The 13,852-nt window shown below is 63.5% G+C and carries 13 protein-coding genes and 1 pseudogene; 3 read left to right on the top strand and 11 right to left on the bottom strand.

Translation table 11 applies throughout. From position 1 onward, the window contains the following. Nucleotides 1–144 precede the first annotated feature (144 nt). Nucleotides 145–759 (bottom strand): hypothetical protein, encoded by a 615-nt coding sequence (locus tag IXW21_RS04235; protein WP_323742173.1) that lies wholly within the window; start codon nt 757–759, stop codon nt 145–147. Between the two features lie 87 nt (nt 760–846). After that, nucleotides 847–1,008 (bottom strand): annotated as a pseudogene (locus IXW21_RS18535) (DUF2510 domain-containing protein); the annotation flags it as partial. Between the two features lie 272 nt (nt 1,009–1,280). Between IXW21_RS18535 and IXW21_RS04230 the strand changes: the two are divergent. Continuing rightward, complete coding sequence (locus IXW21_RS04230; RefSeq protein WP_194763020.1) at nt 1,281–3,410, top strand: McrB family protein; 2,130 nt, start codon at nt 1,281–1,283, stop codon at nt 3,408–3,410. Further along, the gene (locus IXW21_RS04225) at nt 3,407–4,639 is read left to right on the top strand and encodes an McrC family protein (protein ID WP_194763019.1); all 1,233 of its coding nucleotides are present in this window, start codon (nt 3,407–3,409) and stop codon (nt 4,637–4,639) included. Before IXW21_RS04230 ends, IXW21_RS04225 begins: the two co-directional genes overlap by 4 nt. A 68-nt stretch (nt 4,640–4,707) precedes the next feature. Here IXW21_RS04225 and IXW21_RS04220 read toward each other — a convergent pair whose 3' ends face one another. From IXW21_RS04220 to IXW21_RS04210, 3 genes are all read right to left on the bottom strand, one after another. Then, nucleotides 4,708–5,184 carry a hypothetical protein gene (locus IXW21_RS04220; RefSeq protein WP_194763018.1) on the bottom strand — a complete coding sequence of 159 codons (477 nt, stop codon included), beginning with the start codon at nt 5,182–5,184 and terminating at the stop codon, nt 4,708–4,710. Nucleotides 5,185–5,187: 3 nt separating this feature from the next. Continuing rightward, nucleotides 5,188–5,631, bottom strand: a complete 444-nt coding sequence (locus IXW21_RS04215) for a hypothetical protein (protein ID WP_194763017.1) — start codon at nt 5,629–5,631, stop codon at nt 5,188–5,190. A 149-nt stretch (nt 5,632–5,780) separates the two neighbouring features. Then, a complete protein-coding gene (locus IXW21_RS04210; RefSeq protein WP_194763203.1) occupies nt 5,781–6,710 on the bottom strand; it encodes an NADP-dependent oxidoreductase in 930 nt (309 codons plus the stop codon). A gap of 90 nt (nt 6,711–6,800) precedes the next feature. Between IXW21_RS04210 and IXW21_RS04205 the strand changes: the two genes are divergently transcribed. Next, the gene (locus IXW21_RS04205; RefSeq protein ID WP_194763016.1) at nt 6,801–7,307 is read left to right on the top strand and encodes a MarR family winged helix-turn-helix transcriptional regulator; all 507 of its coding nucleotides are present in this window, start codon (nt 6,801–6,803) and stop codon (nt 7,305–7,307) included. 221 nt (nt 7,308–7,528) lie between these two features. Here the strand turns inward: IXW21_RS04205 and IXW21_RS04200 are convergent, their stop codons facing one another. The 6 genes from IXW21_RS04200 to IXW21_RS04175 form a co-directional block, all read right to left on the bottom strand. Next, nucleotides 7,529–8,764 (bottom strand): hypothetical protein, encoded by a 1,236-nt coding sequence (locus IXW21_RS04200; protein ID WP_194763015.1) that lies wholly within the window; start codon nt 8,762–8,764, stop codon nt 7,529–7,531. Further along, nucleotides 8,757–8,894 (bottom strand): hypothetical protein, encoded by a 138-nt coding sequence (locus tag IXW21_RS04195; protein ID WP_194763014.1) that lies wholly within the window; start codon nt 8,892–8,894, stop codon nt 8,757–8,759. Before IXW21_RS04195 ends, IXW21_RS04200 begins: the two co-directional genes overlap by 8 nt. Before the next feature lie 63 nt (nt 8,895–8,957). Continuing rightward, the gene (locus IXW21_RS18650; RefSeq protein WP_194763013.1) at nt 8,958–9,269 is read right to left on the bottom strand and encodes a winged helix-turn-helix domain-containing protein; all 312 of its coding nucleotides are present in this window, start codon (nt 9,267–9,269) and stop codon (nt 8,958–8,960) included. Between the two features lie 4 nt (nt 9,270–9,273). Next, nucleotides 9,274–9,585 (bottom strand): hypothetical protein, encoded by a 312-nt coding sequence (locus IXW21_RS04185; RefSeq protein WP_228528159.1) that lies wholly within the window; start codon nt 9,583–9,585, stop codon nt 9,274–9,276. Between the two features lie 22 nt (nt 9,586–9,607). After that, nucleotides 9,608–10,687 (bottom strand): DNA cytosine methyltransferase, encoded by a 1,080-nt coding sequence (locus IXW21_RS04180; RefSeq protein ID WP_194763012.1) that lies wholly within the window; start codon nt 10,685–10,687, stop codon nt 9,608–9,610. A 24-nt stretch (nt 10,688–10,711) separates the two neighbouring features. Beyond that, entirely contained in the window at nt 10,712–13,774 is a 3,063-nt protein-coding gene (locus IXW21_RS04175; RefSeq protein ID WP_194763011.1) for a sigma-70 family RNA polymerase sigma factor, read from the bottom strand. Nucleotides 13,775–13,852 lie beyond the last annotated feature (78 nt).

Raw genomic sequence — 13,852 nt, 5'->3', positions numbered from 1 at the left:
CTGATTCCCTTTCGGCGCCGTCGCCGGCTCATCGTGATCAAGGCCGAAGGGACGACGGCCTTCGGTACTGCGGTGGTGATTCGTACATCCGCCGAAGTCGGCGGTCGCGTCCATGCGCCTCGTCGTCTTGCGCGGACGTGAAGCCTATTGCGCGGAGTTTGCCACTCCACGCGTCGCTTCGACCTGCGCGCGCACGGTGTCGACGGCGGCGAGGATCGTCGCGCCGTCTTGAGTGGAGACCGCGTCGGTCAGCACATCGAGGGTCGCGTCGAGAGCGACCAGTGACTCGGGCCAGGTGACAGCGACGTTCGCCGGGACCTCGAGAGCCTGAAGCTGGCCAAGATTGAACGCCAGTTCGCCGGTGTTGCTGAGCAGGCGCCAGAATCCGTCCTCCTGCACAGTGACGATCATGTCGTCGAGGTCTTTATTCATGTCGTCGAGATGCGATCCGGCCTGCGCTCGGAAGGCCACCGCGTCGACGACCGGAACTTCCGGCGTCGGGGTGACGGTGGGCGTAGGCGTGGGCGTTGCGGTAGGAGTCGGGGTCGGCGTCGGCTCTTCGGCTTCTTCGGTCTCGACGACCACCGGGGCGGCGCTCGCCTGCGGGGCATCGACACGGTTGGAGCCGCTTGACCCGATGGCGGCGCCGACAGAACCGACGACGATCACTCCGGCCGCGATCGCTCCACCGATCAGCCACTTCTTCTTCGAGCTCGCGGGTGCTCCGGGCGCAGATGCGGCGACCGGAGCAAGAGGCACGGGCGACCCAAACTGTGCCGGCGCAGGGTAGGCAGGAGTACTCGGCGCCGGCGACGCTGCGGGTGCGCTGGGAGTCGGAGCGGAAGCAGCCGCCGGAGCCCGATGCTCAGTCCACTGGACGCCATCCCACCAGCGAACCTGCGTCGGGTCTTCGGGACTCGGGTACCACCCGGCGGGGACGTTGCTCACATCGACTCCATGTTGCTGAGACGCCCCCAGTTGGGCTCGATCTGACACTAGCGACTCCATGCGATCGCATGGTGTCTCTGACGTCACGTTTGGGTGACGAGATGGGGGACGTCATCTCCACGGTCACGCGCAGGCTGATCCCCGAAGACGGCCGGCTGCGCCTTGCACACCCCAGCTGCCGACGGTCCCCAGCGCCTCTCCGCGACACCCGCTTCTGCCCGTCATGCCAGGATGATCCCGAGGCCACGAACTGAGGTCGACGTGACCACACGCCCTCCGGTCGAGTCCTCGCCGAACCGCTTGGCCGCCGTAGAGCCGTTAGGACGACGACGATGAGTAACGACGTGAGGCGTGCCGAACGCGCCAGAACCACCTTGGAGATACTGGCCGCGCAGGCACCGGACGGGAACTACGTCCCGATCTCGAAGTTGTGGGCTGAGACTCTCGAACGCGTTCCGCTGACCGAGTACGAGTCGGAACTGAAGGCTCACAACCGTCCGCGCGGCGAGAACGACTGGCGTTGGTCGAGTGCCGACCTGGTGGCGTCTGGATGGCTTCGCAAGAATCCCTCGGGGGTCGGCGAATGGGCGATCACGGCGGAGGGCATCGCCGCGCTGGCAACTTACCCCGGCACGGCGCTGCTCCTGGAGGCGCAGCGTAACTATGCACTCGGCCGCGCCCGCCTGCGCAACGAGATCGAACGGTCTTTGCCGGAACGCTGGGTCAGCACCGACAGCGCGCAGCGGAAGCTGCTCGCCGCTGCGGAAGTGATCGTGCAAGAGGGCCTGCGCAACGGCATGTCGGCCTTCGCGCCCGGGCGAGAGGTCTGGAGCGGCGACAACATCCGCGCCGTCCACAAGATCTGGGACGAAGCAGAGGCGACGGCCGGCGAGGGATTCTCCGGCAACCTCACGCGACAGTTCGCTGACGCCACGGATGACCAGTGCCTTCTGATGGCGGAGGTCATCGCCCTCCAGACGCTTCCGGTGGGATGGATCATCGGGCATGCGAAGAAACGTGAACGCGTTGAGTCGATGCTGCAAACCATGCGGCATCCCGTGGAGATTCCGCAGATTTTCGACGAGGCCTTCGGCGGTGGAGCGTTCAATCCCGGGCAAGGGATGCAGACGCACATCAACCGCGCGATCACGGTGATTCTCGACGTGCTGCTGGCGTGGTCCGAGCTCAGCCAGGACGATCAGGCCGCCGCCCTCGAAGACCCTCACCGCTGGCGCGACCTGGTGGCCCCCGAGAAGGGCTTCCCGACGCAGCGCTACGCGCTCCTCTACCTCGTGCATCCGGGCTACTTCGGCCCGATTGTCTCGACCGATCATCGGCAACGCATCAGGGAGGCGTTCATCGGAGAGATCGGCGGCGAGTTCAGCGACGATCCTGACGCCGATCTGTTGGGCATCCAGATCGCGCTCCAGACCAAGGCGGGCAAAGCGGTCAGTATGTACGACGAGCCGCTTCGAAGCCGGTGGCACCCGGATGCTGTCACGACCCCCTCTCCATCTGAGGACATGAGGCCTGAGAACGACTCCGACGATGCCGACCCTCGAGGCTTCGTCGTCGCCGACATCGACGTCGCCGGACTCGCAGAATCAACACACCTCGACGCCGCCTGGCTGACGAAAGTGACAAGCGCTCTTTACCGCCGCGGGCAGGTGATCCTCTACGGCCCTCCCGGAACCGGCAAGACCTATGTCGCCCGAGCGCTCGCAGAGAAGCTCGGCAAGCCGGGCAGCGTCGTCAAACGCATCCAGTTCCACCCGTCGTACACCTACGAGGACTTCTTCGCGGGGTACCGACCCGTCACCGACATCGCTGGCCAGCTGTCGTTCTCGCTCACGCGGGGACCGCTTCGTGAGATCGCGGACGAAGCCCGCAAGAACCCGGACGTGCCGCACGTGCTGATGATCGACGAGATCAACCGGGCCAACATCAGCAAGGTGTTCGGCGAGCTCTACTATCTGCTCGAGTATCGCGATGATGCGATCGACGTTCTCTACGCGGGGTCGGGCGACGACGGCGGCAAGTCGTTCACGCTGCCTGCCAACGTTCTGATCATCGGCACGATGAACACGGCCGATCGATCCATCGCGCTTCTCGACTCGGCGATGCGTCGCCGGTTCTCGTTCTTCGAGCTGCATCCTGACGTGTCGCCGGTCAAGGGAATTCTCGACCGCTGGCAGAAGCGTCATCCGCAGAGCATGCCGGTGGCGGCGCTGTTCGAGCTGCTGAACGTGAGCATCCGCGATCGAGAGGATCGCATCGGGCCCAGCCACCTTCTCAGCCCGGCTGACCTCAGCGAGGACGATCTGCGTGCTGTGTGGGACGAGAGCATCCTGCCGCTACTCGAAGAGCGCCACATCGGTACCGGCGTCGATGTACACGTGAAGTACGGTCTGGATGCGCTGCTCGTCGCACTGAGGTCTGAGTCCGTGACAACGGAGGCATGAGCCCCTCGATGGATGCCGTACGGGTCGAGGAGATCGCAGAGAAGGGCGAGACCTTCGTCGCGTTGACGTCTGCTCAGGCGGCAGAACTCCAGAGCCTGAAGTTCTGCCGGGTCTCGCCGACCTCAACCTCCGGTGTCTGGCGGGTCACCGACGTCACACGCGTCGGAGTGGTGGGAATCGACGACGTCCGGCTCATGGTGCGTCCCAAGACGCCGCTGCGGAGCCTGATCTTCATGGCCTCTCATGCGGGCGTGCAGGCCGCCGTGCGCGAAGGCTCCTTCGAGTTCGAGAGCGAGGACGATCTACCGGCCGCTCTTGCGGCTGCTTTGCTCGGGGCCGTCAAGAACGCCACGAGTCGGGGACTCCTCAAGGGGTACGTGCCGGTCGAGGAGACCGGAACCGTGATCCGTGGTCGGTGGGACATCGCTCGGCAGCTCAAGGCTCGCCCCGGCATCCCCAGTCCGGTGGAGCTCACATACGACGACTACACCGAAGACGTGCTCGAGAACCGGATCGTGAAAGCCGCGGTGCGTGCGCTCACGAGACTCGAGCAGCTTCCCCGAGGAATCGTCCGTGAACTCGGGCCGCTTCTGTCGTTGTTCTCCGAGGTGTCTGACCTGCGCGCCGACGGGCCGATCGTCTTGCCGCGGCAGACACGACTGAATGCCCACTACCAGCCGGCTCTGCGCCTATCGAAGTGGATCATCGATGCGTCATCGTGGGCTCATGCAGAAGGCGCACGCGGTGGATCGACGTTCCTGCTGAATGTCGCGAAGGTGTACGAGGACTTCGTGGGTTCCGTGCTTCGGTCGGCGCTGAAACCTAAGGGCTTCGATGTCGATCTGCAGGTGTCGGACTGGCGGTTGGATGCCGATGGCCAGGTGGGGATGAGGCCCGACATCGTGATCTCCCGCAACGGGGATGTGGTGACCGTCGCCGACACGAAGTACAAGGTCTGGGGTGAGAGTGATGGCTCCCCGCCCAACGCGGATGTCTACCAGGCGCTGGCGTACGCAGTGACAGCGGGCGTTCCGGAAGTGCATCTGTTGTATGTGTCTGGTGATGTCGAGCCGCGGCGGTATCGCATCTCGGCGACCGGGACGACGGTCGTCGCCCACTCGGTGGACGTGAGTGGGTCGCCGGACGAACTCGTGCAGCGGATCGGGGAGCTCGGGCGGCGGTTGGTTGTCGCGAATCTCCTTGACACCACTTCCATTTCGACGGCCTGACGAGAAATCCACGATGCCGAGTTGCTGGCTGGGTCTACGCAGACTCTCAAGCAGGCTGGCTAATGCGGCTACTCACATCCGCATGTCCCATTGGCGTGGAAAGCCATCGTGCATTCAGGGCAGGTGCCATAGTCCCGCTTCGATCCGAATTGAGGACCGCCGGAGCCACCAACGCCGTGTTTCGGATGCGTGATGCCCCAGAGGTTGCCTGGCGCACGCCCACTTGGCCAACGTTCCACGTCACCAAGGGCATTCACCACCTCGTCCTGCGAGACAAAGCCGTTGCTCCAGCCAGAAGCGATGCGAATATCGGGGCCGCCGGACGGCCGCACGCCGCGGATGTAGCCCGACGTGCCGTAGAACTCGACGATCCCGAGGTGAGCGACCGCTCGTCGGATGAGCGCATGGTTTTCCAACGGGATGCGCCTGAGCAGAAGGGCCTGGTCCAACGAGAGGCAACGGGTGGGTTCCTCGGCTTCGGCGTCCACTCCAGCATCAAGCGGGAGAGCTTCGAGTTCCGCCCCGGCGTCTTCCGACTGCCCCACGGTTCACACCCCCCGGGGCGCGGAAAGCGCCGACTCGTCACGCGCCTGTCGAATGACTGCAGCGTAGTCGACATCCTCAAGACCATAGATCGACAAGCCAGTCGCCGGGTCAGTTCTGTATCGCCAGTCAACCTTGAAGCCGACCTTCTTGCCCTTTCGGCTCGACCACGCGATCGCGCCCGGGATCTCGCGAGAACCCTTGAGCCCGAGCTCCTGGACGATCGCGTCTGCCGTCACCATGACCGGTGCCGCGTCAACCCAGATACTCCAGATCGCAGCTTCCTTCGGCGTGAGCGACCTCCACCAGGCAAGAGCGGGATCAAGGGACGCAGTGCTATCGGAGCGCCCGGCATCGGGCTTCTCGTTCTCCTTCCAATCCGCAAACCAGCGATAGAACTCTGCCTCGCGATGAACCGGAACGTTTACTCGAACCTCGATGCTATCCACGCTATTTCCAATCTATAGTCAACCTATAGCTAGGATAGCACAGAGGTAGCGGCGCGGCCATCGGTCACCATGAGGGTGAGGTCACGACTCAACGCGACACGGCCCCACGCTCCCAGGGGTAAGGATTAATCGCGCCAGCGACTCGGGCATCACGGAATCACGATCACCTTGCCCGAGATCGGCCCCTCAGTCGCTTCCGCGTGCAGCGCTGGCAGCTCGGTCAGCGGGATGCGACGGGTGACCTCCAAAGTGAGCGCTCCGTTATCGACCAGCGACACAAGCTCCGCGAGCTTCTCCGCATCACTCCGAACAAACACAACCACAGACGTCACCCCACGCTCAGCATCATCCGGTGCCGCCATCCAGGCGGTGGTGCTCACCACGACTCCCCCGTCACGCACGAGTCGCACCAATGCGGTGAACTCGTCCGGCTCGATCGGAGCAAGGTTGAGCAGGAGGTCGACCTGGTCGGTGACGACATCCAGGACATCGGTCTTGGTGTGGTCGATGATCTCGTTGGCACCCGCCGCGTGCACGGCATCCGCACTCCGCGGGCTGGCCGTCGCGATGACGTAGGCGCCCGCACGCTTCGCCAGGGCGATCGCGTACTTGCCCACGACTCCGCCTGCACCCACGATGAGCACTCGCCGCCCTGCCTCCAAGCCGCCGTCGTCGAAGAGCGCCTGACGCGCGGTCAGCGCGACGGACGGCAGGGCTGCAGCATCCGCGAGCGGCACGCTTGTCGGTGCGGCGACGAGCGCATCCGCCGGGGCGATGACGTACTCCGCCGCTCCGCCGTCGGTCGCCATCGGCAGGAACGCGATCACGGCGTCGCCCGCCGCGAAGCCATCGACTCCGTCGCCCAGGGCGTCGATCGTTCCTGACACGTCGTATCCGGGGATGTGCGGGAGCACGACCGGGATGGGCAGGAATCCCGCTCGCATGCCGTTGTCGGCGGCGCTGAACGCGGATGCGGCGACCCGCAGCCGCACCTGACCGGCACCCGGGATGGGCTGGTCAATCTCCTCGTACTGCAGAACCTCGGGGCCGCCCACTTCGTGGAACCGTACTGCCTTTATGATCTTTCCTCTCGTCAGTGGCTTCGAATTCGAAGCAATAGGTTGAAGGTGGCACTGCTTCGAATTCGAAGCAACACGTATACTGGATCCATGAGCACACCACCCCCTCAGCTCTCCCCAACGGAGCTCGCGGCCTACTTCGCCTTCACCGAGGTGAGCAGCCTGCTGCGGCATGCGGTCGAGAAGCAGCTGCGCGACGTCGGCAAGCTCAGCTATGTGCAGTTCCAGCTGCTCGCGCGGCTCGGCGACGCTCCGGGTGGGTCACAACGGATGACGGACCTTGCGGATGGGGTCGTGTACAGCCGGAGTGGGCTGACGTATCAGGCGCAGTCGTTGGAGGAGCGTGGGCTCGTAACGCGCGGGCCGTCACCGGAGGATGAGCGCAGCACCATCGTCGCGATCACGGATGAAGGGCGGGACGTGCTGGCGAAGGTGTTCCCCGGGCACATTGAGGCCGTGAAGACGCATCTGTTCGAGTCGCTCAACGCGGAGGATGTGGAGATGCTTGCGCGGGTGATGACGCAGGTGAGCGGACATCTTCGGTCGGAACCGCCTCGGAGTGCCGCACCGAGAAACCGTGCGGCGAAGCCCACCTAGCGCGGTGCCGAGTGAGGTCAGGGCGTCGCTGACGAAGTATCCGGAGCGCCAGCACGTTCTTGCTGCGGTCTGCCGCGGCTCTGCAGCGCATAGGTGGCGGCTCCGCGATCGCAAAGGCTGGCTCCGACATCGGCTCCTCCAAAACCCGGAAAGCACCCTCAATGGCCTCGACACTTTCGCGCATCCCCAGCACTGACGTCATCGTTCTCGCGTACGCGAGATCACCGACGAACGCACTCCCGGATATGGCTCGCAACGGCATGCCAGTCCTCGAAAGCTCGCGAACCGACTTGTATCACCTCGGAAGTGCCGTCCTCGTCACGCGCGGCCATGCCACGAGTGACGAAGATGTCGCAGTCCATAGCACCCAGTCGATCTATCAGCAACCGACCGCCAGTGAAGAAGTATCCCGTGAAGGAATCAGACCCCGCTAGGTAAAGGAGATCCGCACGTGACCCACCAATGTCAATGTCGCCCAGGCATAAGGTCCACTCGACACCGCCAGCGATGGCACCCGGAAGCCCTATAGACCACCACTCCTGCCCGAAGGCGTCGGCGAACGCTCGACCTACCTCCCGCAGAACCTTGGTGTCCTCGATCCGCAAGCCGCTCTCGCGTGCGCGCCGAATCGCACCCCAGTCGGACTGCGCCATGATCGAGCCGAAGTCGATGTAGACACGCAGTTTCCGCCAGCCCGTCCGGTGTGGAGATTCTGCGGAATCGGAGGCAGACCCTCCCGTGGAAGCATCGCCGTTCCCGAGGGCTGCAGCGATCACATCCGCAAGTCGAGCGACCTCTCGTTCGTGCTCGGAAAGGGCATGTAGGACCTCGACCACTGACGGCTCGGTGTTCGCCGTGGACGAGACGTGCAGTTGGCCGGATTCATCAAGCAGCGCGACTGGAACACCTGCCTTTTCGACAAGCCACAGTGGTTCGTGCCAGTGCTCGATATGATCCGCCAGCTCCCCCTCGCGGAACTGGACTTCGAGCATGCCAAGGTACGAATCCACCGCGGAATCGACCGTTGGAAACGCTTCTAGAAGGGTATATACCGAGAGCGATTCGTCACTTTTGATAAAACGCGCTGGCCGGACCGACCACGCCGGGCCACGTGTGACGAATGCACTCAGCAACTCATAAACGGCGATCTTCGGCGTCGTCTCTGAATGTAGGGCACCAGGGCCCCACTCATCCGCCCAGCCGAAGGCGTCACCCGTCTGGGCGAAATCGTCCCAGTCGAGTGAGAGCACGCCCGCCTTTCCGGCAAAGGTCGGGCCTGCCTCGTCGTCAAAATGCAGGGCCGGGCCGGTCGCACCGTCGTGCACCACAAGATGCCAGCCTTCTTTCGGTCGTGCGATCCAGCTGATTGTCAGCCATGGACGCATCCTGACCTGAGCCGCTGCAAGCTCCCAGGCCAAACGCTGCGACTCGTGGCTCAAGGCTCCGATTTCACGCATCGTGCTCCGCCTCGATCTTCTCCGCCCGGCGCCGCAGCACATCGGGCTTCCGCAGGGACACGAAGACACAGTTCGAAGGGAGGGTCAGATCGCTGGCGCTCGCCACGAGAATGTCATCGAGAAGGAACACTCGATCTCCTTTGTTCGCATGTCTTCGATCGTGACCGGTGCACTGGCGTAAGCATAGGTGCGGTCAATCTGCAGTGAGCCCTGCTCGTTCCGCTCCAGCACTCGTCAGGATCCATACCCCCCGAGTTGGTGACGGCCCGTCGCCAGCACGGAACAAGTAGCCTCCATTGACGAGATGGAGGCGAGCAAACTGCACTCTGTTCGCCCACTTGCTGATGCTCGATCTGTATCGATCCTTCTTCTCCTCAATCGTCAGTTCTGGGAATAGGAGAGCCAAAGCCTCATAACATTCCTGGGCGTGCGACCTGTGATCGTTCGATCTCGCGAGGTGATGGAGAAGCGCTTCCTGTATCTCCTTGTCATGCGGAATCGCCATAGAGTCATCGCCGCTTCGAGCCAGCTCGGGAAGAAGGTGCGAATATTTCGTCGAGCTCGATCGCCCTCCCGACACTGCTGAGCGACCAGTCCTTCGTCCTGCTGTTGTCGACGGCAACGAGCACGCCCACGTTGCGCAGGTACTGCGCCGCCCACCGGATGTCGTACTGCCACGTGAAGAACAGATCTCCTGAGGCTCGCAATTCTGACTCATGCATCTGCCAGACGCGCTGGCACACCTGAACAATTGTTCCCGCTCCGCCGAGTTGACGAAGAGCCTCGACAACCCAGACCTTGAGATCGTTACGTTCCGCCATGGTCACAACATAGCGGTAGGTCTCAGAAGCTCTCCAGCAGCTTTCGAGCGATCGCCTCGCCGAGAGGGATAGGCACCGCATTGCCGATTTGCTTCGCGATCGCAGTCTTCGACCCCACGAACTTATGCTCGGGCGGGAACCCCTGGAGAACGGCCGCCTCGAAGTGGGTGATCGCACGGTCCGCGGCAGGGTGGAGATAGCGCCCCTTCTCCGGCTTGAAGAACTCGGTGCGGATCGTTACCGCCGGGTCCTTCCACCGCAACCGTCCCATCACGTCCGCAGAACCCGAAGTGTGGTGCACCCAACATCTCGGAAGCAGATCCGGGCGCTTCTCCGCGATGTCGAAGCGATTGCCACCGGGCCCGATGGTGGCGAATCGGTCGAGTGACAGTTGCGTGTAGCGCCGGCCCAGGTGGAGCTCATCACGCACGAACGGCCCCGCGAAGCGCTTGCCTTCGAACTCGGTCATGCGGTCGTCGACGAAGTCGATGCCCGCGACGTCCGTCGGGATCTGCGCCTCAATAAAGGCCGCTTCGACGCTCTTGTGCGCTCCTTCGTGCGTGAGATCCGGCCAGCCTGGGAACTCCAGAGTGCGGAGGTGCCCGATGATCACTGTCCGCTTGCGCGCCTGTGGTGCGCCGTAGTCGGCGGCGTTCAGAACCCGGTGCTGGAACGTGTAGTCCTCGAGCTCACCACCGGGTTGAGTCTCCGCCAGGAACAATCGGTATTGCGGAGACTTCGCGAATGCCGCGACGTTCTCGACCACGAAGTACTTCGGTCGCGCCTTCAAGATCGTCGCCATGTACTCGCGCCACAGCGAGTTGCGCTCGTCCTCCGCGTCCCGTTTGCCGAGCGTCGAGAATCCCTGGCACGGCGGTCCGCCCACGATCAGATCCGCAGACGGCACCTCCTCCTTCTCCAACCAGTCCTGGATGCTCCCCGGGAAGACGATCCCCTCGCCGAATGTCGCAGCATAGGAGGCGGCGGCTGCCTGATCCCACTCGACTGCACGCACGGTCGTAAAGCGCGCCGACGCCTGCTTGAAACCTGCGGTGAGCCCGCCGGCTCCTGCGAAGAGGTCGATGACGCGGATAGTACTCACGGTTTCGAATTGTATCCGTGCGGGTCAGCTGAGCTCGGAGGCGCGAGCAAGGTGTGCCGCATCCTCCTGGGGCCGCATCGCACTCAGCATGCGGCGCGTCAGTCGGGGTCGCTCGTCGCTGTCGAGGATCGACCATGCCATCAGCAGAAGAGGGATGTCGGTCACATCGCCGACTGCACGCAGCGTCAGCCCCTGCGTGAGCAGTTGATGAATGCGGTCTCGTTCAGGCTCGCCGAGTGCCGTGCGCGCGTGTTCACTCGCCAGCGGCCGCACGTCGCCCTCGTCGAGATCAAACACGCATCGTGCAAGCGCCGCTGCGATGTCGTCGGCCGCGGTGTCGACGGCATCGGCAATGCTCGCAATCGACCATCCGTCGCTATAGAGACCGAACACTCTGACCATCGTCGGCCAAGGGACCGCGGTGTGCTCCGCCGCCGGAGCGGCCTCCGCTGCGGCATCGAAACGAACTGGCGCTTCCTCTCCCGCTTCTCCCTTGATTACTCTCGGCGCGGCAGCGCGCCCAGGAGCGACCTCCTTGTCTCTGGACTTTCGTGCGCCCCTCGCCTCGCTCTGCTGTGGAAGGATCCCCGCAGAACGACGCATCGACTCGATCGCCTTCTTCTCGATCTGTCGGATCCGCTCCCGGGTGACGCCGAATGCATCACCGATCTGATCCAGTGTCTGCGGGACCCCGTCTTCCATTCCGAATCGCTTCCGCATCACTGCTTGTTCGCGGTCACTCAATGCGCTCAGCAGATCATTGACTCGGCGTACCTTGTCAAAGCGCTCCGCCCACTCTTCGGGACCGAACGCGTCGCTCTCCGTGAGTACGTCGACAACGGGAATGGGCATCCACGAACCGCTGTCCACCTTGACCGCGATAGTCGAGTCAAGCGACAACGGCTCGTAGAGGTTGTTGACGATCCCCCGAATCGCGCCGACCGACTCAGCGCGCTGCTCCGCGACCGCGTGCAGACGCTCGGTTGCACTGCCCTCTGATTCGTTCCACTGTTGCTTGATCTCGGGCAACTTCTCCACGATATGAACCGGAAACCGGATCATCCGTCCTCTATCCGCAAGCGCCCTGGTGATCGCTTGACGGATCCACCATGTGCCGTATGTGGAGAACTTCGTCCCTTGCGCATAGTCGAACTTCTTCACGGCATGGATCAGTCCGAGGATCCCCTCTTGGATCAGATCGCCGAGCTCGAGCCCGTTGTACTGATACTTCCGCGCAATCGATATGACGAGACGGACGTTCGATAGCACCATCCGGTCCTGGGCTCGCTTCCCTTCACGCTCGACGAAGGCCAGGTCGAGGGTCGCCTGGTCGAACACTCGACCACCATGCTGCTGCAGCAGCCGCTCACGTGCGAAGAGTCCTGCTTCGATCGCGGTACCAAGTGCGACCTCTTCCTCAGCCTCGAGCAGTGCGTTCTTGCGAACACCTCTCATGAAGTCGTCCAAGGCTTCGCCCGACACGTACACGTGAGCTACCCGCGGGTCTGCCAAGGGTTCGTCCGGATCAGCGCGCTCGACCACCGCTCGCGGTAATCCCGGATCGCCGCCGATTATCGGCAGATCCACGCGCGTACCCTCCTGAGCTTCGCGCTGCGGGATCACGTTCGCAGCCATTCCGGCCTGCATCGCATCGAGCCGCTCCGCAGTAGCCGCCGCAAGCCGTTCCTTGCCGGCGTGCGGTTCCAGCAGGAAGAACAGACTCGTCTTAATTAGTGAGAGATTCCCCTCGTCCTGTTCCAGGCGAGTTCGATGCCGCTCGTTCAACCAGATGATCCCGGTGGGCGGGTCGAAGACGAACAGCTGTTCATGGTCCAGCAGCTTCCAATCGAACGACACGGCAGCGTCGTCGTCCTCGCGCACTCCTACGGTCTGCTCGACGATCCCGCTGAGCGCCGAAGGGACCCCTTCTCCAAGCTGGGCGAAGGGTCTGGCCCTGATCTCTCGGCGCTTCGACTGCGTCCATGCATCACGGCACGCATCCCAGAACGCCCGCAAGGTCACCCCGTCGGTGACCGCTCGCTCCAGCCCCTGCACGATGCTCGGGCGGAGGATGACGCCACGCTTCTCCGGGTTTATGACGAACGCGTCGAGCGCATCCTCCGCCAGGTCGATCGCGATCCTCGCCAACTGCAGGTCCGGAGGGAGGTCTAAGCGGAAGCCACCCCAACCGCCCGACTGCAACAAGCGCCCATGGCGGTAGATGTACAAGCCTTGTGCTTCGCGGCGCGATCTGCCGATAAGACCGCTCTCGACTCCTGGGGCCAGGACGAAAAGATCCGCGTGGATCACGACTCCGCCCTGCAACTGCACACTCAGCCGACGCGGATAACCGTTGCTGCCCCAGCGGTCGAAGTCAAATGGATCTATCGGCCTGACTCGGCGAGGGGCACCAGTTTCACCGCTGTCTTCGTCCATCTCTACGAGTTCGATCCGTACCCGGCCATCCTCCAGCAGGCGATGGAAGGTCAGTCCGAGTTCATCGCGAACCTGCAGAATAGTCCTTTCGATCCAACGCCTCCGTTCCTGGATGTTCGTCGCTATGGATACAGATTCGAGGTGCGTCCATTCGACGAGTGTGCCTGGCGCACCGACGCCACGGCGTCGGAGTATCCCGGCCGCAGACTCAGCATCGATGATGTCCGCGACGATGCCGTTCCCGCTCTGCCCCTTCGCCAGCCGCATCCCCGCTGGCGGCGTGTGGCCAGACGCTGAATACACGGAAAGGACTTTTGCCTGGCTGAACGACGCACCCTTCAGACCGACTCCGAAATGACCGAGCGACGTCGTCCCGTATTCCCTGCGCCGCCCGATGGTCATGGCATCGGCGAGCTGGCCGGCCGTCATCCCGCAGCCGTCGTCGGCGATGCGGATGGACCGGATCTTCGAGTCCTTCACGACGAACATAATGGAGATCGAGCCAGCACCCGCGTCGATGCTGTTGTCGATCAGATCCGCGAGTGCGGATGTAAGAGTGTGTCCACGGCCCACCGCATCGAGCACGGACGCGTCCGGTTGCAGCACGACTCGTTCCGGTGCTGATCCGTCCGCCGTGGTGAAGTCGTCCATGCCGCTGATCGTACTGAACGGGCACGACATTCGGTTCAGGCTGCGACCGTTAGTCAAGGACTCAGCCATAGGCTAGAA

The sequence above is a fragment of the Microbacterium sp. UFMG61 genome (assembly GCF_015354505.1).
GTDB lineage: Bacteria > Actinomycetota > Actinomycetes > Actinomycetales > Microbacteriaceae > Microbacterium.
The sequence above is the reverse complement of the archived record's forward strand: the minus strand, read 5'-3'. Positions and strand labels throughout refer to the sequence as shown.

Bases quoted from the DNA above. Each gene is read 5' to 3' on its own strand.
- IXW21_RS04230 (WP_194763020.1), top strand. From the start codon at position 1,281: ATGAGTAACGACGTGAGGCGTGCCGAACGCGCCAGAACCACCTTGGAG.
- IXW21_RS04225 (WP_194763019.1), top strand. From the start codon at position 3,407: ATGAGCCCCTCGATGGATGCCGTACGGGTCGAGGAGATCGCAGAGAAG.
- IXW21_RS04205 (WP_194763016.1), top strand. From the start codon at position 6,801: ATGAGCACACCACCCCCTCAGCTCTCCCCAACGGAGCTCGCGGCCTAC.
- IXW21_RS04200 (WP_194763015.1), bottom strand. From the start codon at position 8,764: ATGCGTGAAATCGGAGCCTTGAGCCACGAGTCGCAGCGTTTGGCCTGG.
- IXW21_RS18650 (WP_194763013.1), bottom strand. From the start codon at position 9,269: ATGGCGATTCCGCATGACAAGGAGATACAGGAAGCGCTTCTCCATCAC.
- IXW21_RS04185 (WP_228528159.1), bottom strand. From the start codon at position 9,585: ATGGCGGAACGTAACGATCTCAAGGTCTGGGTTGTCGAGGCTCTTCGT.
- IXW21_RS04175 (WP_194763011.1), bottom strand. From the start codon at position 13,774: ATGGACGACTTCACCACGGCGGACGGATCAGCACCGGAACGAGTCGTG.